The sequence below is a fragment of the Kitasatospora sp. NPDC048722 genome (assembly GCF_040650235.1).
Classification (GTDB): Bacteria; Actinomycetota; Actinomycetes; order Streptomycetales; family Streptomycetaceae; genus Kitasatospora.
Genome location: NZ_JBEZGX010000015.1, coordinates 36,534 through 56,309 on the forward strand (window position 1 = coordinate 36,534; position 19,776 = coordinate 56,309).

The 19,776-nt window shown below is 73.6% G+C and carries 15 protein-coding genes; 10 read left to right on the forward strand and 5 right to left on the reverse strand.

Going from position 1 to position 19,776, the window contains the following annotated elements; all coding sequences use genetic code 11:
* Window positions 1–59: 59 nt before the first annotated feature.
* The 3 genes from AB0C76_RS13820 (at window position 60) to AB0C76_RS13830 (ending at window position 3,187) form a co-directional block, all read left to right on the forward strand.
* Window positions 60–1,397 (forward strand): MFS transporter, encoded by a 1,338-nt coding sequence (locus AB0C76_RS13820; protein WP_359964128.1) that lies wholly within the window; start codon window positions 60–62, stop codon window positions 1,395–1,397.
* 98 nt (window positions 1,398–1,495) lie between these two features.
* The gene (locus AB0C76_RS13825) at window positions 1,496–2,128 is read left to right on the forward strand and encodes a hypothetical protein (RefSeq protein ID WP_359964130.1); all 633 of its coding nucleotides are present in this window, start codon (window positions 1,496–1,498) and stop codon (window positions 2,126–2,128) included.
* A gap of 84 nt (window positions 2,129–2,212) precedes the next feature.
* Window positions 2,213–3,187: a hypothetical protein gene (locus AB0C76_RS13830; protein WP_359964132.1), complete on the forward strand. Its 975-nt coding sequence runs from the start codon at window positions 2,213–2,215 to the stop codon at window positions 3,185–3,187.
* 56 nt (window positions 3,188–3,243) lie between these two features.
* Here AB0C76_RS13830 and AB0C76_RS13835 read toward each other — a convergent pair whose 3' ends face one another.
* On the reverse strand, window positions 3,244–4,671 hold the full coding sequence (locus AB0C76_RS13835; protein WP_359964272.1) for a CCA tRNA nucleotidyltransferase: 1,428 nt from the start codon (window positions 4,669–4,671) through the stop codon (window positions 3,244–3,246).
* Between the two features lie 395 nt (window positions 4,672–5,066).
* Between AB0C76_RS13835 and AB0C76_RS13840 the strand changes: the two genes are divergently transcribed.
* From AB0C76_RS13840 to trxA, 7 genes are all read left to right on the forward strand, one after another.
* Window positions 5,067–7,580, forward strand: a complete 2,514-nt coding sequence (locus tag AB0C76_RS13840; RefSeq protein WP_359964134.1) for a DUF6049 family protein — start codon at window positions 5,067–5,069, stop codon at window positions 7,578–7,580.
* 57 nt (window positions 7,581–7,637) lie between these two features.
* Window positions 7,638–10,061, forward strand: coding sequence for a murein biosynthesis integral membrane protein MurJ (murJ, locus tag AB0C76_RS13845; protein WP_359964136.1), 2,424 nt, complete (start codon window positions 7,638–7,640; stop codon window positions 10,059–10,061).
* 304 nt (window positions 10,062–10,365) lie between these two features.
* Window positions 10,366–12,372 carry a serine/threonine protein kinase gene (locus AB0C76_RS13850; RefSeq protein WP_359964138.1) on the forward strand — a complete coding sequence of 669 codons (2,007 nt, stop codon included), beginning with the start codon at window positions 10,366–10,368 and terminating at the stop codon, window positions 12,370–12,372.
* A 40-nt stretch (window positions 12,373–12,412) separates the two neighbouring features.
* On the forward strand, window positions 12,413–13,144 hold the full coding sequence (gene sigM / locus AB0C76_RS13855) for an RNA polymerase sigma factor SigM (protein ID WP_359964140.1): 732 nt from the start codon (window positions 12,413–12,415) through the stop codon (window positions 13,142–13,144).
* Complete coding sequence (locus AB0C76_RS13860; RefSeq protein WP_359964142.1) at window positions 13,141–14,079, forward strand: hypothetical protein; 939 nt, start codon at window positions 13,141–13,143, stop codon at window positions 14,077–14,079. Before sigM ends, AB0C76_RS13860 begins: the two co-directional genes overlap by 4 nt.
* 214 nt (window positions 14,080–14,293) lie before the next feature.
* Entirely contained in the window at window positions 14,294–15,259 is a 966-nt protein-coding gene (gene trxB / locus AB0C76_RS13865; RefSeq protein WP_359964144.1) for a thioredoxin-disulfide reductase, read from the forward strand.
* Between the two features lie 146 nt (window positions 15,260–15,405).
* Entirely contained in the window at window positions 15,406–15,732 is a 327-nt protein-coding gene (gene trxA / locus AB0C76_RS13870; protein WP_329931281.1) for a thioredoxin, read from the forward strand.
* A 91-nt stretch (window positions 15,733–15,823) separates the two neighbouring features.
* On the opposite strand, the gene AB0C76_RS13875 is transcribed toward trxA, so the two are convergent.
* The 4 genes from AB0C76_RS13875 to rsmG all read right to left on the reverse strand — a co-directional run bounded on the left by AB0C76_RS13875 (window position 15,824) and on the right by rsmG (window position 19,688).
* On the reverse strand, window positions 15,824–16,441 hold the full coding sequence (locus AB0C76_RS13875; RefSeq protein ID WP_359964146.1) for a GNAT family N-acetyltransferase: 618 nt from the start codon (window positions 16,439–16,441) through the stop codon (window positions 15,824–15,826).
* 125 nt (window positions 16,442–16,566) lie between these two features.
* Window positions 16,567–17,637 (reverse strand): ParB/RepB/Spo0J family partition protein, encoded by a 1,071-nt coding sequence (locus AB0C76_RS13880; RefSeq protein WP_359964148.1) that lies wholly within the window; start codon window positions 17,635–17,637, stop codon window positions 16,567–16,569.
* Complete coding sequence (locus AB0C76_RS13885; RefSeq protein ID WP_359964150.1) at window positions 17,634–18,611, reverse strand: ParA family protein; 978 nt, start codon at window positions 18,609–18,611, stop codon at window positions 17,634–17,636. Before AB0C76_RS13885 ends, AB0C76_RS13880 begins: the two co-directional genes overlap by 4 nt.
* 246 nt (window positions 18,612–18,857) lie before the next feature.
* Window positions 18,858–19,688 carry a 16S rRNA (guanine(527)-N(7))-methyltransferase RsmG gene (gene rsmG, locus AB0C76_RS13890; RefSeq protein WP_359964152.1) on the reverse strand — a complete coding sequence of 277 codons (831 nt, stop codon included), beginning with the start codon at window positions 19,686–19,688 and terminating at the stop codon, window positions 18,858–18,860.
* Between the last annotated feature and the right edge of the window lie 88 nt (window positions 19,689–19,776).

The window sequence follows — 19,776 nt, forward strand, 5'->3', positions numbered from 1 at the left end:
CCGTTTTCCGGCGAATGTTTCACGTGAAACGGCGACCGGTTCCGTGGCACCCTGGGCGGGTGGCGATCACCGAGAACGGCAGCACCCACCAGTCCGCGCAGCGCGCCACGCTCCTCCAGCTGCTCCGGGGCCGGGACTTCCGCAGACTGCTGACCGCCCGGGTGCTCTCCCAGCTCTCGGACGGCGTCTTCCAGGTCTCGCTGGCCGCCTACGTCGTGTTCTCCCCGGAGAAGCAGTCGTCCCCCGCCGACATCGCCTCGGTGCTGGCCGTGATGCTGCTGCCGTTCTCGGTGATCGGCCCGTTCGCCGGCGTCCTGCTGGACCGCTGGCGCCGCCGCCAGGTGCTCTACGTCGGCAACCTGGCCCGCTTCGGGCTCGGCCTGGTGACCGGGGCGCTGCTCCTGGCCAAGGCGCCGACCTGGCTCTTCTTCGCCTCGGCCCTGCTGGTCACGGCGCTCAACCGGTTCATCCTGGCGGGGCTCTCCGCCGCGCTGCCCCGGGTGGTGCGGCAGGACCAGCTGGTCACCGCCAACGCGCTCTCCCCCACCCTCGGCACCGTCGCCGCCGCCCTCGGCGGGGGCATCGGCTTCCTGCTGCACCAGGTGATGACGCCCGGGCCGAAGGCCGACGCCGCGCTGGTCACGGTGGCCGCACTGCTGTACCTGTCGGCCGCGCTGGCCGCCCGCCGGATGGACCGCGACCTGCTCGGCCCCGAGCGCCACGGCGAGCGCCCGGCGCTCGGCCAGGCCCTCGTCCGGGCCGCGGTCGACCTCGGCGCCGCCGTCCGCCACCTGGTGCGCGACTGCCGGCCCGCCGTGCACGCGCTGGCCGCCGTCACCGCCGCCCGGTTCTGCTACGGCGTGCTGATCGTCGTCGTGGTGATGCTCGCCCGGTACACCTTCAACGACCCGGCTGACAGCGCGGCCGGGCTGGTCACCCTCGGCCAGGCGGTCGGCCTGTCCGCCGCCGGGTTCTTCATCGCCGCGGTGGTCAGCCCGTGGTGCTCCCGCCGGCTCGGCCTGGCCGGCTGGATGACGGCCTGCCTGGTCGCGCCGGTGCTGTTCGTCCCGGCGCTCGGACTGAGCTTCTCGCTGGTGCCGTGCCTGGTGGCCGCGCTGCTGCTCGGGGTGGTCACCCAGGGCACCAAGATCTGCGCGGACACCGTGGTCCAGGAGTCCGTCGAGGACGACTACCGAGGCCGGGTGTTCGCCATCTACGACGTGCTGTTCAACGTCGCGTTCGTGGCCGCCGCTGCCGTCACCGCGCTGGTGCTGCCACTGTCCGGGCGGTCGGTGGCGGTCGTCGTCGGGGTGGCTGCGGTGTACGCGCTGTCTGCGCTCCTGTACTTCCGCGCGGCCCGGCGCCACGGGCCGCTGCCCGGTGACCGGGCCTCCTGAGGTTTCGCGGGGGGCTCGAAACCGGGAGCGTCGGAGAGGGTCGCTAAGGTACGTCAGACCTGTCGGAGCGACAGCACTCGGTCACGGGGGACTACCTGATGAGCACACCACCCGGCCCCTACGGGCCTCCACCTCAGTACGGGCCGCCCCCGCAGGCCCCCCAGTACGGTCCGCCGCCGGGGTACGGGGCGCAGCCGTACGGTCCGCCGCCCCCGCAGGTGCCCGCCCAGCCCGGCCCGCCGGGGTACGGGCCGCCGCCGCCCGCGTACGGGGCTCCGCAGCAGCCGTTCGGCGGGCCCCCGCAGCCGGCGCAGCCGTACCCGCCCGCCGGGCCGTACGGCCACCCACAGCCCGCCCCGGCCGCCGGTGCGCCGGGCGGCAAGCGCACCGCCCGCTCGAAGCTGAAGGCCGTCGGCGTGCTGATCGCCGCCGCCGTGGTGGGCGGCGGCTACCTCTTCAGCGGCCCGAGCGTCAGCAGCGCCAAGCCGGGCGACTGCGTCCGGGTGAGCGGCACCCGCGACGTCGAGATCGTCAAGTGCACTGACAGCAAGGCGAATTACCGAGTCCTGTCGAAGTTCGAGGACACCACCGACACCAACCGCTGTCGGCAGACGCCGCAGTCCACCAGCGCCGTCTCCGGCAAGAGCGGCCGCCGCTGGAACAAGAAGCGGTACGTGCTCTGCCTCGGCCCGCTGAAGCCCGCCGGCACCGCGCCGGTCGGCGCCTCCTGACCTCCGGCCGGGTTTCCCGTCCGGCCGTCCGACTTGTCCGTCACCGTTTCCCCGGGGGACCCCTTGTCCGTTCCGCCTCCCCAGATGCCCTACGGCGCCCCGCCGCCGAACGACGCCAACCCGTACGCCGGCGGCAACCCGTACGGCCAGCCCGCCCCGCCCCCGCCGCCGATGAACTACGGCTACCCGCCCGCCGCGCCCGCGCCCGACCCGTCGGCGTACGGCTACGGCTACCCGGGCGGCGCCGTCCCGCAGGGCCCGGTCTGCCGCTTCTGCGGCGGCTTCCCCGCCGTGGAGGCCACCGTCCGCGGCCACCAGGGCATCATCGTGATCATGCGGTTCCTGAAGCTGCGGGGGCCGTTCTGCCGCGTCTGCGGCGACGCCACCGTGCGCGACATGTCCGCGAAGACCCTGGTCCAGGGCTGGTGGAGCTACCTCGGCGCGCCGATGACGATCATCACGCTGCTGCTCAACCTGGGCCCGCACAACAAGCTCAAGCAGCTGCCGCCGCCCGCCCCGGGCACCCACGGTCCGCAGCTCGACCCGGGCGTCCCGCTGTCCAAGCGCCCGCACGTGTTCATGCTGCTGCTGCCGGTCGGCTGGATCATCACGGTGATCGCGCTGATCGCCACGGGCGCGTTCGTCCCCAAGAACGACCCGTACGTGCCCCACCCGATCGTCATGCCCACCGTGTCGGTGCCGCCGATGCCGAGCTTCAGCCTCCCGCCGGTCCCCACGCCGACCTTCTCGCTGCCGCCGGACACCTCCGGCAAGCCGCAGGCCCCGGTCCCGGCGCCGGCGAGCATCGACTCCGCCAAGGTCGGCGACTGCCTGCGCAACGAGAACGGCACCGGGGCGACGTACGATCCGACCCCCCGGATCACCATGCTGCCGTGCACCGACCAGCGTGCCCAGTACAAGGTGCTCTGGAAGTACCTGGCCACCTCGGACGAGAAGGTCTGCGAGGCGCAGCCGAAGTCCGACAGCAACTACGTCCGCACGAACACCGGGATGCCAGCGCTGAGCTACGTCCTGTGCCTGCAGTCGATCCACACCTGATCGGGCACGCGTGAGGGGCGGTCCCGGCACCCCGGGACCGCCCCTCACGCGTTCGCTCAGCCCTGCGGCTGCTCCGCCCACCAGGCGCGGAGGGCCGCCACCGCCTCGTCGTGCTCCATCGGACCGTGCTCCAGCCGGAGTTCGAGCATGTGCTTGTAGGCCTTGCCGACCTGCGGTCCCGGCCGGAGGCCGAGCAGCTCCATGATCTGGTTGCCGTCCAGCGCCGGGCGGATGGCGTCCAGCTCCTCCTGGGCCTTCAGCTCGCCGATCCGCTGCTCCAGGCCGTCGTAGGTGCGCGACAGCGTCGCCGCCTTCTTGCGGTTGCGGGTGGTGCAGTCGGAGCGGGTCAGCTTGTGCAGGCGCTCCAGCAGCGGCCCGGCGTCGGCGACGTAGCGGCGCACCGCGGAGTCGGTCCACTCGCCGCCGCCGTAGCCGTGGAAGCGCAGGTGCAGCTCGACCAGGCGCGAGACGTCCTCGGTGAGCTCCTTGGAGTACTTGAGCTCGCGCATCCGCTTGCGGGTCATCTTGGCGCCGACCACCTCGTGGTGGTGGAAGGAGACCCGGCCGTCGGACTCGAAGCGACGGGTGCGCGGCTTGCCGATGTCGTGCAGCAGCGCGGCCAGCCGCAGGGTCAGGTCGGGGCCGTCCTGCTCCAGGTCGATGGCCTGTTCCAGGACGGTCAGCGAGTGCTCGTAGACGTCCTTGTGCCGGTGGTGCTCGTCGCGCTCCAGGCGCAGCGCGGGCAGCTCGGGCAGGACGTGCCCGGCCAGGCCGGTGTCGACCAGCAGGCGCAGGCCCTTCACCGGGTGGGCGGCCAGCAGCAGCTTGTTGAGCTCGGCCTGGACCCGCTCGGCCGAGACGATGGTGATCCGCTCGGCCATCGCCGTCATCGCGGCGACGACCTCGGGGGCCGGGTCGAAGTCGAGCTGGGCGGCGAAGCGGGCGGCGCGCATCATCCGCAGCGGGTCGTCGGAGAAGGACTCCTCGGGGGTGGCGGGGGTGCGCAGCACCCGGGCCTCCAGGTCGTCCAGGCCGTGGTGCGGGTCGACGAAGCCGCGCCCGGGCAGGTCGACGGCCATCGCGTTGACGGTGAAGTCGCGGCGGACCAGGTCCTGCTCGATGGTGTCGCCGTAGGTGACCTCGGGCTTGCGGGAGGTGCGGTCGTAGGCCTCGGACCGGTAGGTGGTGATCTCGATCAGGAACGAGCCCTGCGGGGTGTCCTTGCGGGCGCCGACCGTGCCGAAGGCGATGCCGACGTCCCAGACCGCGTCCGCCCAGCCCTTCACGAGCTTGAGGACCTGCTGGGGTCGGGCGTCGGTGGTGAAGTCCAGGTCGTTGCCGAGCCGGCCGAGGAGCGCGTCCCGCACGGAGCCGCCGACCAGCGCCAGCCGGTGCCCGGCCGCCTGGAAGCGGCGGGCGATCTCGTCGGCGACCGGCGACACCCGCAGCAGCTCTTGGAGGCCCAGGGTCTGGGCCTCGCTCAGGCCTGGTACGACCTGGGTGGCGGTGCTGGAAGGATGGGTGAGGGCGGTGGGCTCATTGGCAGTGGACACGGCTCACAAGGGTACGTGCCCGCGCAGGTCAACCGCCCGCGCGTTTTCGGCGTCTCACCCCAAGACCCGCAACACCGCACCCGGTGCCGCATCGTTACCATGCCGGTGAACGAGTTCTCGGGCACCGGACAGGGGATTGCGGTGCCGCGTGCCACCACGGCCGGCCGGGCGACCGGAGGCCGCACTCTTCACGGCCGCCCCACCCGGCTGCTTCGCACGGCTGATCCTCTCGGCCCGCGGCGGCGGTCGCGGCACCGAGCGGCGAACAGCGTCAAGCGAACAGCAACAGCAGCAGCGAGCGAGCGAGAACGGCGAGGGCGAAACGAGTGAGTGAGCCGGCACGGCACTCGGGCCTGGGGGCGTACGGACGGCCTGGACGGCCCGGGGATCCCGCCGACGGGCGGCGCCCCGGCCGCCGCACGGCCCGGCGGCTCGCGGCCGCCCTGGGAGCCGCGCTGGCGGTGGTCGCGGCCGCCCCGGCCGGCGCACTGCCGGCCGGCGGCAACGTACCGGCCACGGACGGGGCGGTCTCGGCCGAGTCACCGGTGATCATGACGATCGACACGGTGGCCCCGCAGGTGGCCAGCCCCAACGGCACGGTGACGATCACCGGGCACGTGACCAACGGCGGCAAGTCGGTGCTCAAGGGCGCCCACGCGGCCGTCCGCAAGCCGTCGCTGGGCAAGCCGCTGCAGCGGCGCAGCGAGCTGCAGAACGTGGTCGCCCGCACCGCACCGCTCGGCGCGGACGGCATAGAGCTGGACAGCCCGCAGTACGCGCTGCCCGAGCTCGCCCCCGGCCAGAGCCAGGCGTACACCCTCGGTGTCGCGGTCAACGACCTCTCGCTGAACGGCGACGGCGTCTACGAGCTCGCGGTGGACGCCTGGGGCTCGACCGCGGACAACCAGCACGAGCGGGCGCTGGGCATCGCCCGCACCTTCCTGACGTACAGCTCGAACGCCGACGCCCAGCCGACCAGGGTCGCCACGGTCTGGCCGCTGGTGCACGGGCCGGAGCTGGCCGCACAGACCGTCACCGAGGGCGAGCAGACGCTCTCGGTGCTGCGCGACGACAGCCTGGCGACCGAGTTCGCCCCCGGCGGCCGGCTGTACGAGCTGGTGGACACCGGCTCGAAGCTGACCGGCCTGACCTGGACGATCGACCCGGACCTGCTGGACACCGCGTTCGCGATGACCAAGGGGTACAAGGTCCAGAAGCCGGGCACCGAGAAGAACGGCAAGCCGGCCAAGGACGACAACGTCGTCAACGGCACCGGACAGGCGGCCGCGACGGCCTGGCTGGAGAAGCTGCGGGCCGCCGTCGCCAAGCCCGGCAACCAGGTCGTGGCGCTGCCGTACGCCGATCCGGACGTCGCCTCGATCGCCCACAACGGCGCCGACCTGGGCGGCATGGGCACCGCCCTGAACAAGGCCGCCACCGCAGGCCGGCTGACCGTCGAGGGCCGGCTGTCCGTGGACACCCGCTCCGACGTCGCCTGGCCCTACCAGGGCTACCTGGACCAGCAGATCGCCGGCGTCGCCAAGCAGGCGGGCAGCGACCTCCTGCTGGTGAACGGCGCGAGCATGCCGGAGCCGGACGCGCTCAACCACACGCCGACCGCGGTGCGCCCGGTCGGCAACGGCCAGAACGCCGTCGTGGCGGACGAGACCGTCTCCTCCCTGTTCGACGGCGACCTCGGCACTCCGCAGGCGCAGACCCTGGCGGCCCAGCGCTTCCTCGCCGAGACCTACGCGATCACCCACGAGCAGCCGCAGAACCAGCGCGGCCTGCTGGTCCTGCCGCCGCGCGACCTGACCGTGAGCACCGCCAAGGTGCTGGCGAGCGCCCTCCAGACGGCGGCGAGCGGCAAGTGGGTCGAGCCGGTCAAGCTGGACGCCGTGGCGCAGGCCGCGCCCGACTCCGGCGCCGCCACCGCCGTCCCGGCCGCCGCCGACTACCCGGCCAAGGCCCGCTCCTCCGAGCTGTCGGCCGCCGACCTCAGCAACACCGACAGCGTCCAGTACGACCTCGACACCCTGATGCAGGTGCTCACCCTGCCGCAGCGCGTGCGCGGCCCGTTCAGCGCGGCCATGGTCCGTTCGCTGTCCACCGAGTGGCGCTCCGACGCGCCCGGGGGAGGCGCGTACCGCGACGGTGTGAAGAGGTACCTCGGCGAGCTGACCGGCGCGGTGCAGGTGCCCAAGAAGACGGTCGTCACCCTCGCCGGGAACACCGGCCAGCTCCAGGTCAGCGTCCGCAACGACCTCACCCAGACGGTCACCAACCTGAGCCTGCACCTCGTCTCGCACCAGCAGAACCGGCTGTGGGTCGCCCCGCAGGAGGACCTGGTCATCCCGGCCGCGCAGGGCGTCACCGTGCGGTTCCAGGCCCAGGCCCGCAACAACGGCCCGGTCCAGATGACCGCCCAGCTCTTCACCACCGGACCCAACCCGCGCCCGTACGGCCTGCCGCAGAACTTCCAGGTGGAAGTCACCTCGGTGACCAACGGGGTGCTGTACGTCTTCGCGGGCGGGGTGCTGCTGCTCCTGCTGGCCGCCCTGCGGTTCTTCCGCCAGCGCAAGCGGCGGGCCGGGCAGCCGCACGAGGACGGCGACCAGCCGATCGGCGAGGCCGGGGCGGACGGCCCGACCGGGGAACCCGAGGACGCCGACGACGCCGACGACGCGGACGACGCCGACGAGCGGGGCCGCGGGGACCGTACCGACGAGGACCACGCCGACGGGGACGGCCCCGCCGGTGACGATCCCGCGCAGACACCGCGCGGCAGCAGCGCCGATGGCCGGGATCGGACCTCCAGTGATGAGAAGGTTGGTCCTTGATACCGCCGACCCCGCACCCGACCGGGCCGGCCTCCCCCACGAACGCGAAGAGGTGACATGACCGGGCGCAGCGAGGAGCGGCCGCCGGGCCGCGGTGAGAACCGGCCGGGTGCCGAGTCGCCGTCCGGCGACTGGTACGTGGCCGACACCTACGCCCAGGACCCGTACGCGGCCGACGCGTACGGGGGGCCGCAGGACGGCCAGGACCCGTACGGCCTCCGGGCCGCCGGGCCCGCAGCACCACAGCCGCAGGCCGCCGCGTACGACGTGCCGCCGCAGCTGCCGCCGCAGGCCGGCGGCTACCCCGCGCCGGTCCCGGCGACGCCGTTCGTGCCGCCGGTCCCGCCCGTGCAGCCCGGGTGGGACACCCCGGTCGGCTGGCGGGAGCCCCGCGAGGAGGCCCCGGCGGCCGACGGTCAGTGGGGTGCCGCGGAGCAGCCGCAGCAGCAGTGGGAGCCCGGCCCCGCGCACTCCCGGTGGGACTCCGAGACCACCGAGTACGTCGGCGTGGACGCGCTGTTCGGCGGTGGCCGGGCGGAGACCGCGCCCCCGCCGCAGGCGCCCCGGCCCGCGCCCGTGCCGCCGGTCGCCCCCGTGCCGTCCGGCCCCGGGCCGTTCCCGCCCGCAGGCGGGTACCCGGCGCAGGATGGCCGCGGCGACGGGCCGCGCCCGTTCGTGCCCCCGATCGAGTTCGACCCGCCGCTCTCGGAGGAGGAGGCCACCATGCAGGTGGCCGCGGTGGCGCTGCCGCCCGCGGTCGAGCCGCTGGAGGACCTCACCGCCGAGGAGCACGCCGTGCAGGCGCCGCCCGCGGAGTCCGCCCCGGCGGCCGGCGGCGGCAAGGTCGCGAGCCTGCTGAACTCCAGCGCGATCATGGCGGCCGGCACGCTGGTCTCCCGCGGCACCGGCTTCCTGCGCACGATGGTGATCGCGGGCGCGATCGGCATCGCCGTCATGGGTGACTCCTACAACGCGGCGAACACCCTGCCGACCCTGCTGTACATCCTGATCGGCGGCGGCGCGCTGAACGCCGTCTTCGTGCCGCAGCTGGTCCGCAGCATGAAGAACGACGAGGACGGCGGCACCGCCTACGCCAGCCGGCTGCTCACCCTGGTGATGGTCGGCCTCGGCGGTGTGGTGTTCCTGGCCGTGCTCGGGGCGCCGATCCTGGTCCAGCTGATCGCGCACCCGATGATGGAGAACGCGGCCCGCGCCGAGACCACCGTCGCACTGGCCCGGTACTGCCTGCCCACCATCTTCTTCATGGGCATCCACGTGGTGATGGGCCAGATCCTCAACGCACGCGGCCGGTTCGGCGCGATGATGTGGACCCCGGTCCTCAACAACATCGTGGTGATCTTCACCTTCGCCGCCTACATCTGGGTCTACGGGGGCTTCAACTCCACCCAGGTGACGCCGGAGAACATCACCCCCGAGGGCGTGCGGCTGCTCGGCCTCGGCACACTGATCGGCCTGGTCGTCCAGTCGCTGGCGATGATCCCGTACCTGCGGGCGGCCGACTTCCACTTCCGTCCGCGCTTCGACTGGCGCGGCCACGGCCTCGGCAAGGCCGCCCGCCTCGCCAAGTGGACGTTCTTCTTCGTCCTCGCCAACCAGGCCGGCTACCTCGTCATCACCCAGCTGGCCACCGCGGCCGGCAGCGCCGCCGAGCACGGCGGCCACGGCGGCGTCGGCCTCGCCGCGTTCTCCAACGCGCTGCTGATCTGGCAGCTGCCGCAGGCCGTCATCACCGTCTCGATGATGAGCGCGGTGCTCCCCCGGCTCTCCCGGGCGGCGGCCGACGACGACGCCGGTGCCGTCCGCGACGACCTCTCGTACGGGCTGCGCACCACCGCGGTGGCGGTCGTCCCGGCCGCGTTCCTGTTCCTGGCCCTCGGCCCGGCGATCGGCCGCTCGATCTACGCGGTCGGCGGCGGCACCGCCTCCCTGAACAACGCGACCAACGTCGGCCTGATGCTGTCCGCGTTCGCGCTCGGCCTGATCCCGTACTCGGCGCAGTACGTCATGCTGCGCGGCTTCTACGCCTACGAGGACACCCGGACGCCGTTCTCCAACACCGTCTGGGTGGCGGCCTGCCAGGCCGGCTTCTCGCTGATCTGCTGGTTCGCCCTGCCGCCGCAGTGGACGGTGACCGGCATGGCCTTCGGCTACGGCCTCGCCTACGCCGTCGGGGTGACGGTCGCGGTGCCGAAGCTGAAGAAGAAGATCGGCGGGCTGGACACCAAGAGCATCGGCCGGACCTACAGCCGCCTGGCCGCCGCGTGCGTCCCGGCCGCCCTGGTCGGGCTCGGCGTCAGCCTGGCGGTCCAGCGCGCGCTCGGCGGCTGGCCGGGCAGCGTCGCCTCCGTCGTCGTGGCGGGCGGCCTCCAGCTGGCCGTTTTCGTGCTCATCGCGAAAAGGCTCCGGATCGAGGAGCTCAACGCCATGCTCGGCATGGTGCGCGGCCGGCTCGGCCGCTGACCCGACGCACCAACCGGCCGGACCGGCCGACTCCCTGAGCGGGCGTCAACCGTGAGGATCGGCTCACGAACCGGTCCGGCCCGGCACCGGGCCGTCACCGCACCGGGCCCGCCCGGCCCCGCAGGTGGCGGCCCGGTGTCGGTTCTGCACCACATCTCTCCACCTCCGGGCAACCGAGCGGCCCCCTCAGCGGTCGTACCCGGTGGAGAAGAGTGGGCACAATTGTCCTGGAGCACAGGGCCGCCAACCCGCGGGCTCCAGCGACTCTCTCAGCCGGGGCGACACAAGGGGAGGCAGGACCACGGTGGCTGATGGCACCAAGGCGGTCGTCGACACGTCAGCAGCTGACGCGGCGGCGGACGACGCCGCACTGGCTGCGGCGATCGACGAGCTCGCGGGCGCGAAGACCGCCACGGGCGACGACGCCCCCTCATCCGGCACCTCCGCCCCGGACGGCCCGGCGGCCACCACCGGCTCCGGCTCTCCCGCCGACGGCACCTCGGTCGACGAGGAGACCTCGGCCGGTGAGGAGACCTCGGTCGGTGAGGAGACCTCGGAGATCACCGCGCCGCTCTCGGTCGACGAGATCGCCGCCGAACTCGCCGCCGGGGGCAAGGCGAAGAAACCGGCCGGGGCTCCGCAGCCGGCCAACGGCGCCCCCCGCCGCGCGCCCACCGATCCGCAGCCCACCCTCGACCCGCGCGACACCTCCACCCTCCCCCGCACCCTCCCCGCCCCGCTGCGGCACAGCGGCGACAAGATCGGCCACCGGTACCGGCTGGAGGAGTGCATCTCCCACACCGAGACCTTCAGCAGCTGGCGCGCCGTCGACGAGAAGCTGCGCCGGGCCGTCGGCGTCCACCTGATGGCCTCCGGCCACCAGCGGGCCCGCAAGGTGCTCGCCGCCGCCAAGTCCGCCGCCCTGCTCGGCGACCCTCGCTTCGTCCAGGTCCTGGACGCCGTCCAGGAGGGCGAGCTGGTCTACGTCGTGCGGGAGTGGCTGCCGCACGCCTCCGACCTCGCCAAGCTGCTCGCCGACGGCCCGATGGAACCGCACGAGGCGTACCAGATGGTCCGCCAGGTGACCGACGCGGTCGCCGCCGCGCACCGACGCGGCCAGGCGCACCTGCGGCTCACCCCGCGCTGCGTGCTGCGCACCGACAGCGGCCAGTACCGGATCAACGGCATCGCGGTGGACGCCGCCCTGCGCGGGCTGCCCGCCGAGGGCGACACCGACGACGCCGAGCGCGCCGACACCCGCGCCATCGGCGCCCTGCTCTTCGCGGCGCTCACCCACCGCTGGCCCTACCCGGAGGACCGCTACGACCTCCAGGGACTGCCGAAGGGCATCCAGAACGCCGCCCCCGACCAGGTCAGGGCCGGCGTCCACAAGGGCCTGTCCGAGCTCGCCGCGCGCGCCCTGTTCGACCACCCGCCGCACCACGCCGAGCCGATCACCACGCCGGAGGAGCTGGCCAAGGCGATCGCGCTGATGCCCCGCATCCGCCAGCCCGAGCCCGAGCTGCCCGTCTTCACCCCTCCGCCCCGGCACAACACGCACTCCCTGCCGACCGCGCCCAACCCGACCCGGGTCATCGACGGTCCCGTCGTGCCGCCGCTGCCGCCCCAGGCCCGTCCCCGTCCGTCCGCCGTCCGGCGCACCCGGCGGCGGCTGCGCCGGGTGGTCAAGGCGACGGCCTGGACGGTCGCCCTGGGCGCCATCGGCGTCGCCTCCTGGCAGGCCGTCGACCATCTGCGCAACAACGGCTCGGCCGTCGCGGCCCCCCAGCCGTCGATCAGCACCGCCGCACCGAGCGCGCACGCGGCCACGCACCCGCCCGTGCCGATCCAGATCAGGGAAGCCCAGTCGTACAACCCCCTCGGGCGCACCCCCGGGGAGCCCGAGGGCAAGGACACCCTCGCCAACGCCTACGACGGCGATCCGCGCACCTCCTGGGACACCGGCTGGTACGTCGACCAGTTCGGCCCCGCGAAGCCCGCCCTCAAGGCGGGCACCGGGCTGATGATCGACCTCGGCTCCGTGCAGACGGTCTCCTCCGTGACCGTCCAGTTCTCGGGCGGCGAGCAGACCGCGGAACTCCGCGTGCCCCCGGCCGGCGCCACCAACCCCATGGACGCGAAGCCGGACGCCTTCACCGTCCTCGACAAGCAGAGCGGCACCAACGTCTCCTACAACCTCGGCACACCGGTCACCACGCGTTACCTCTTGCTCTGGCTGACCGCCCTGACGAAGGATGTCAGCGACGGCAGGTACCACGGCCACGTCGCCGAGGTGAAGGTCTTCGGCTGACCGGCGTCCGGTCTCCGGAACGACGGCAAGGGGTCAAGGGGTGACGGTGGCGGACGACGACGCGACGCTGCTGGCCCGGCACGTCGCCGGCGACCCGGACGCCTTCGGGCAGCTGGTGAACCGCCACCGCGACCGGCTGTGGGCGGTCGCCCTGCGCACCCTGGGCGACCGGGAGGAGGCCGCCGACGCGCTCCAGGACGCCCTGGTCTCCGCCTTCCGCGCCGCACCCGGCTTCCAGGGCCGCTCCGCCGTCACCACCTGGCTGCACCGGATCGTGGTCAACGCCTGTCTGGACCGCGCCCGCCGCAGCGCCACCCGCCGCACCAGCCCGCTGGACGACGACCCGCAACGGCTGGACACCCTCGTCGGCGCCGCCGAGCCCGCCGACTCCCCGGTCGTCCGGGCCGAGGTGCACCGCGAGGTGACGGCGGCGCTCGCGGAACTGCCCGCCGACCAGCGGGCCGCCCTGGTCCTGGTCGACATGCAGGGCTACCCGGTCGCCGAGGCCGCCGAGCTGCTGGGCGTGCCGGTCGGCACGGTGAAGAGCCGCTGCGCCCGCGGTCGGGCCCGCCTGCTGCCACTGGTCCGCCACCTCCGCGAGGGCGGCGGAGGCGATGTTCCACGTGGAACGGCGTCCGCCCCGGGCGCCGCACCACCACGGCGGAAAGCGCCGGGGAACGCGCCGGGGAACCCAAGTGGCGCCCGCACCGTCACAGGAACAGGCCCGGACAACGGCCGGACGATTCTGGAAGGAGACGCGAGCACGCGATGACGGTCCCCTTCTCCTCCCCCGACCCGTCCGACCCCACCGCCTCTCCCGGGTCCCACCCCTCCGTCGACGAGCTCGCCGACCTCGCCGAGGAGCTGATCGGGGACGCCGCCGCCGAGGCCCTGCACCGGCACCTGGCCGGCTGCGCCGAGTGCCGCGAGACCGCGGACGCGCTCGGCGAGGTCCGGGCGCTGCTCGGCGGGGTCGAGGCCCCGCCCATGCCGGCCGACGTCGCCGCCCGGCTGGACGCCGCCGTCGCCGAGGAGGCCGCCCGGCGCGAGGCCGCCGAAGGGCCGCAGGAGGCCCCCGGGAGTACGCGCGGACCCGCCGCCCCGACGCCGCCGTCCCGTCCCGCCACGGCCCCCGTGGCGCCGCCCGCGCGCGCCGCCGGTGCCACCGGTCCCGGCCGCCCCCGCTCCCGGCGGCGGCGCTTCGCTCTCCTGCTCGGTGCCGCCGCCGCACTCGCCGCGATCGGGCTGGGCGGCGCGCTGCTGTACCCGGCGGACTCCGGCTCCCACGAGGCGGCCTCCTCGGCCGCCGCGCCGTCCACCGCCGACGCCGGGCACAGTTCCAAGGGCGAACACGCCCTGGGCGGGGGCACCGAGTACCGCGACGACCAGCTCGCCGCCCAGGTCCAGAAGCTCCTGGCCGGCTCGGGGGCCGTCGTGGGCTCGCCCCCGAACGGCGTCGCCAGGCCCTCCGCCGCGGCACCGGCCGAAGGGCGGCAGCCGCTCACCTCGGAGCCGGCACCCGGAGCCGGCCGGACCTGCCCGGCTCCCGCCACGGGCACGCCGCTGGCCACCGACCGCGGCACCTACGCCGGGTCCCCGGTCGACGTCCTGGTCTACGCCGTGCCCGGCAAGCCCGGCGAGGTCGACGTCTACCTGCAGTCCCCCGCCTGCGCGGTCGTGCTGCACCGCCAGGTCCCCGCCCCCTGATCGACCCGGGCCGGTCGTGCTTCCGGAACCCGTCCGGAACCCGTCCCGTTCCCGTGCGATCGACGCCCGGGCCGCCACGCCGCTTCCGGAGTGCGGGCACCTGGTACTGATCCGCCTGGGAATGCGAGACACTGGTCAGTCGTTGTCCCGGGCGGCGGAGCAGGACCGCCCTCCCCGCAGCAAACGCGGGTCGCGATGCTAACCAGGAGATGCAGTGAGCGACGTCCGTAACGTGATCATCATCGGTTCCGGCCCGGCCGGCTACACCGCCGCGCTCTACACGGCCCGTGCCTCCCTGAAGCCGCTGGTCTTCGAGGGAGCCGTCACCGCCGGTGGCGCGCTGATGAACACCACCGAGGTCGAGAACTTCCCGGGCTTCCGGGACGGCATCATGGGCCCGGAGCTGATGGACAACATGCGGGCCCAGGCCGAGCGCTTCGGTGCCGAGCTGGTCCCGGACGACATCGTCGCGGTCGACCTCACCGGTGACATCAAGACCGTCACCGACTCCGAGGGCAACGTGCACCGGGCCCGCGCCGTGATCGTCACCACCGGCTCCCAGCACCGCAAGCTGGACCTGCCGAACGAGGACAAGCTGTCCGGCCGCGGCGTCTCCTGGTGCGCGACCTGCGACGGCTTCTTCTTCCGCGACCAGGACATCGCGGTCGTCGGCGGCGGTGACACCGCCCTGGAGGAGGCCACCTTCCTGTCCCGCTTCGCCCGCAGCGTCACGATCATCCACCGACGGAACACCCTGCGCGCCTCCAAGGCGATGCAGGAGCGCGCCTTCGCCGACGAGAAGATCCGCTTCGAGTGGGACAGCGCGGTCGAGGCCATCCACGGCGACCCGAAGCTGAGCGGCGTGACCCTGCGCGACACCACCACCGGCGAGACCCGCGAGCTGGACGTCACCGGTCTGTTCATCGCGATCGGCCACGACCCGCGCACCGACCTGTTCAAGGGGCAGCTGGACCTCGACGCCGAGGGCTACCTCAAGGTCGAGGCCCCCTCCACGCGGACCAACATCCCGGGTGTGTTCGGCGCCGGCGACGTCGTCGACCACACCTACCGCCAGGCCATCACCGCGGCCGGCACCGGCTGCTCGGCCGCCCTGGACGCCGAGCGCTACCTCGCCGCGCTGGACGACCTGGAGGCCAAGGCCGCCGCCGTCGCGGTCTGAGTCCGGCCGCACCGACCGATCCCCCCGCGGGGGTGCCACACGGTGTTCCACGTGGAACACCCCCGCTCCGACCAGGCAGAAACAGAACGGGTCCGCCCGTTGTTCTCCTGGCAGCAGCCCTCTCCGTCCGAACCCGAGGAGTCCCCGTGGCCGGCGCCACCACCACCGTCACCGACGCGACGTTCCAGGCCGACGTCCTGGACAGCGACAAGCCCGTCCTGGTCGACTTCTGGGCCACCTGGTGCGGCCCGTGCCGCCAGGTCGCCCCGATCCTGGAGGAGATCGCGGCCGAGCACGGCGACAAGCTGACCGTCGCCAAGCTCGACGTGGATGCCAACCAGGTGACGGCCGCCCAGTACAACGTCATCTCGATCCCGACCCTGATCGTGTACAAGGGCGGCGAGCCGGTGAAGTCCATCACCGGTGCCCGTCCGAAGGCCGCGCTGCTGCGCGAGCTGGCCGAGTACATCTAGGTCCTCGACCGCCCGCGGAGGCGGGGCTCCCCAGCACCGGGGAGCCCCGCCTCGGTCGTTCCGGCACGGCCCCGGCGCGCGGCGGCACGGATCAGAACGGCCGCAGGGCCGGCTCCTTGCGGGCGCCGCCGAGCAGCCGCTCCAACGCCACCTCCACATCGCCGCGCCAGGACAGCGTGGTCCGCGCCTCCAGCCGCAGCCGCGGGTAGCGGGCATGCGGCCGGACCGTCTTGAAGCCCACCGCGAGCAGGTGGTCGGCGGGGAGCACGCAGCTCGTCGGCACCCGTCCCGTCGCGCCGAAGGCCTCGACCGCACGCACGCCGCGCCCCACCAGGTCCTTGGCCACCGTCTGCACGAGCACCCGGCCCAGCCCCTGCCGCTGGTAACCCGGCAGCACCCGGCTGACCATCAGCTGGACCGCGTCCGGCGACACCGGACTGGTCGGGAAGGACTGCGAGCGCGGCACGTAGGCCGGCGGCGCGTAGAGCACGAACCCGGCGGGCTGGTCGTCGACGTAGACGATCCGGCCGCAGGAGCCCCACTCCAGCAGCACCGCGGAGATCCACCCCTCCTTCTCCAGTTCGGGCTTGCCGGACTCCACCGCCGCTTTCCCGCTCACCGGGTCCAGCTCCCAGAACACGCAGGAGCGGCAGGTCGTCGGCAGATCCGCGAGGTTGTCCAGTGTCAGCGGAGCGATCCGGCGTCCCATGCCCCGCACCTCCTCGTCCACTCCACAGTCGAGCATTCCCCCCGAACGCCGATGGGTGCATGTTTCACGTGAAACAGCGCTCACGCGGAACATGCACCCATCGGGTCACGCCACTTCGACCGGCCTCAGCCCTGCGACAGCCGCAGTCCGTCCTCGCCCGGGGCCAGGCTGCCCAGGATCCGGTTCAGGTCCTCGACCGAGCCGAACTCCAGCACCACCTTGCCCTTGCCGAGCTTGCCCCCGCGCTGTGTCACCTCGACCTTGACCCGGGTGTCGAAGCGGTCCGACAGCCGGCTCGCGAGGTCGTTGAAGGCCGGGGAGTTCAGCTTGCCCGCCTTCGGCGCCTGGCGCTTCGGCTTCTCCTCCAGCCCCATCAGCTTGACGATCTCCTCGGTGGTCCGCACCGAGAGGCCCTCAGCGATGATCCGCTTGGCCAGCTCCTCCTGCCGGTCCGCATCCGGCATGCCGACCAGCGCCTTGGCGTGGCCGGCGGACAGCACCCCGGCGGCGACCCGGCGCTGGACGGACGGCGGGAGCCTCAACAGCCGCAGCGTGTTGGTGACGTGCGGGCGCGAGCGGCCGATCCGGTCCGCGAGCTCGTCATGGGTGCAGGAGAAGTCCCGCAGCAGCTGGTCGTAGGCGGCCGCCTCCTCCAGCGGGTTGAGCTCCGCCCGGTGCAGGTTCTCCAGCAGGGCGTCCAGCAGCAGCTTGTCGTCCTCGGTGGCCCGGACGATCGCCGGGATCCGGTCCAGCCCGGCCTCCCGGGAGGCGCGCCAACGGCGCTCGCCCATGATCAGCTCGTAGCGCTCCGGCCCGACCTGGCGCACCACGACCGGCTGGAGCAGACCCACCTCCTTGATGGAGGCGACCAGCTCGGCCAGCTTGTCCGGGTCGAAGACATCACGCGGCTGGCGCGGGTTGGGCGTGATCCCGTCGATCGGCAGCTCGGCGAAGGAGGCCCCGGGCACCGGTGCCGGCTGCTCCCGCAGGCTCTCCACAGCCACCCGGGCGGCCACCGTTCCGCGACCGCCCGGCAGCACCGGCACGGCGGTCGGCGAGACGACTCCGGTCGCCACCACCGAGGCCGGCGCGGGCACGGCCGTGGCGGGCTGCGCCGCAGCCCCGCCGTCCGTCGGCGCCGCGGGGCCGATCAGCGCCCCGAGCCCCTTACCCAGACCCCTGCGACCACCACTCACTGCTGCCCCTCCGTCGTACCGTGCTGTGCCACCGGGGCGCCGTGCCCCGTACCGCTGCCGTTGCGCTGCTGGCCCACCAGCGAGCCCCCGGCCTGGCCCACCGCACGCAGTGCGAGCTCCCGGGCCGCCTCCAGGTAGGAGAGCGCTCCGGTCGAACCCGGGTCGTAGGTGAGCACCGTCTGACCGTAGCTGGGCGCCTCCGAGATGCGCACCGAGCGCGGGATGGCCGTGCTCAGCACCTCCTGCGGGAAGTGGGTCCGGACCTCCTCGGCCACCTGGGCGGCCAGCCTGGTCCGGGCGTCGTACATGGTCAGCAGGATGGTCGAGACGTGCAGCGAGGGGTTGAGGTGCGCGCGCACCAGCTCGACGTTGCGCAGCAGCTGGCCGAGGCCCTCCAGCGCGTAGTACTCGCACTGGATCGGGATCAGCACCTCCTGGCCGGCCACCAGGGCGTTGACCGTCAGCAGGCCCAGCGAGGGCGGACAGTCGATCAGGATGTAGTCCAGCGGCTGCTCGTAGGCGGCGATGGCGCGCTGGAGGCGGCTCTCCCGGGCCACCAGCGACACCAGCTCGATCTCCGCGCCGGCCAGGTCGATGGTGGCGGGGACACAGAAGAGCCCCTCGACGTCCAGCACCGGCTGCACCACGTCGGCGAGCGGCTTGCCCTCCACGAGGACGTCGTAGATCGACGGCACCTCGGCGTGGTGGTCGATGCCGAGGGCGGTGGAGGCGTTCCCCTGCGGGTCGAGGTCGACGACCAGGACGCGCAGTCCGTGCATCGCGAGCGAGGCGGCCATGTTGACGGTGGTCGTCGTCTTGCCGACCCCGCCCTTCTGGTTGGCGACCACGATCACCCGGGTCGCGGCGGGCCGGGGAAGGCCCTCACCCGCCCGGCCGATCGCCTGGACCGCAGCCTGAGCAGCACGCGCGATGGGCGTGTCATCGATCTGGTCGATGGTCTCCGAGTCCTGCATGGGGGTCAGTGTTTCACGTGAAACCGGAGCGGCAACAGTCGCAGCCCGGCCGCGACTCAGGATTCCGGAGAGCAAGGAGCGACGTTTCACGTGAAACACCATGCCCGCTTTGTCGGAAATCTGACGTTGCGACACTCCGGTGACCGTACAGTGGACCGCTCTTCACCTCAATGACGACGGGCGGGTGGCCCTCCGAAGGGGGAGGGCCACCCGCCCGTCGTGGCGAGTGTCGAGCGTCACCCGGGGTCAGCGGCCCCGGCGCCGCCCGCCCCGGCCGCGCTCACCGGTACGGGGGGCCGCGGTCCGGCCGGCCCGGGCCGCCTTGGCCCGCCGGGTCGCCGCCTTCACCCCGCCGGGGCTCTCCCCCGCCTTGACCTGGACCACCCGGGTCGAGGTCTCCAGGGTGCCCTCGCCGACCGAGATGACGCTCCACTCGACCGCGCCGAGCTTGGTCAGCCCGGCCCGCGAGTCGGCCAGCTCCTGCTCGGCACTGTCGCCCTTGAGCGCCAGCATCTGCCCGTGCGGGCGGAGCAGCGGCATGCCCCAGCCGGCCAGCCGGTCCAGCGGGGCCACCGCCCGGGCGGTCACCACGTCCACCGAGAGCTTGCCGACCATCTCCTCGGCCCGGCCGCGCAGCACGGTGACGTTCTCCAGGGCCAGCTCGCGGACGACCTCCTCCAGGAAGGTGGTCCGCCGCAGCAGCGGCTCCAGCAGCGTCACCGAGACGTCCGGACGGGCCAGCGCCACCGGGATGCCCGGCAGACCGGCGCCGGAGCCGACGTCGCACAGGGTGGCGCCGGCCGGCAGCAGCTCGGCGAGCACCGCGCAGTTCAGCACGTGCCGGTCCCAGAGCCGGGGCACCTCGCGCGGCCCGATCAGCCCGCGCTGGACGCCCGCGGTGGCCAGCAGCTCGGTGTAGCGGACCGCGGCGTCGAAGCGCTCACCGAAGACCTTCCGGGCGACGGCCGGCGCCTCGCCAGGCTCGCCCGCGGCGGGCGACGGGGCACCCTCGCCCGCCGCGGCCGGATTGACGGCACCCGCCCCCGGCTGGCCGTCAGCCGTGCTCTCCGTGTCCATCTCGACCTCTCCGATCCCCGGATCCACCGACCCGCTCTCCCGCACAGTTCCACGTGAAACATCTGTCGCCGGGCCACCGCCCCGCGAA

What these genes read in the sequence shown, in the direction of transcription:
- AB0C76_RS13825 (WP_359964130.1), top strand. Translation starts at nt 1,496, where the DNA reads ATGAGCACACCACCCGGCCCCTACGGGCCTCCACCTCAGTACGGGCCG.
- AB0C76_RS13830 (WP_359964132.1), top strand. Translation starts at nt 2,213, where the DNA reads ATGCCCTACGGCGCCCCGCCGCCGAACGACGCCAACCCGTACGCCGGC.
- murJ (WP_359964136.1), top strand. Translation starts at nt 7,638, where the DNA reads ATGACCGGGCGCAGCGAGGAGCGGCCGCCGGGCCGCGGTGAGAACCGG.
- AB0C76_RS13860 (WP_359964142.1), top strand. Translation starts at nt 13,141, where the DNA reads ATGACGGTCCCCTTCTCCTCCCCCGACCCGTCCGACCCCACCGCCTCT.
- AB0C76_RS13875 (WP_359964146.1), bottom strand. Translation starts at nt 16,441, where the DNA reads ATGGGACGCCGGATCGCTCCGCTGACACTGGACAACCTCGCGGATCTG.
- AB0C76_RS13885 (WP_359964150.1), bottom strand. Translation starts at nt 18,611, where the DNA reads ATGCAGGACTCGGAGACCATCGACCAGATCGATGACACGCCCATCGCG.
- rsmG (WP_359964152.1), bottom strand. Translation starts at nt 19,688, where the DNA reads ATGGACACGGAGAGCACGGCTGACGGCCAGCCGGGGGCGGGTGCCGTC.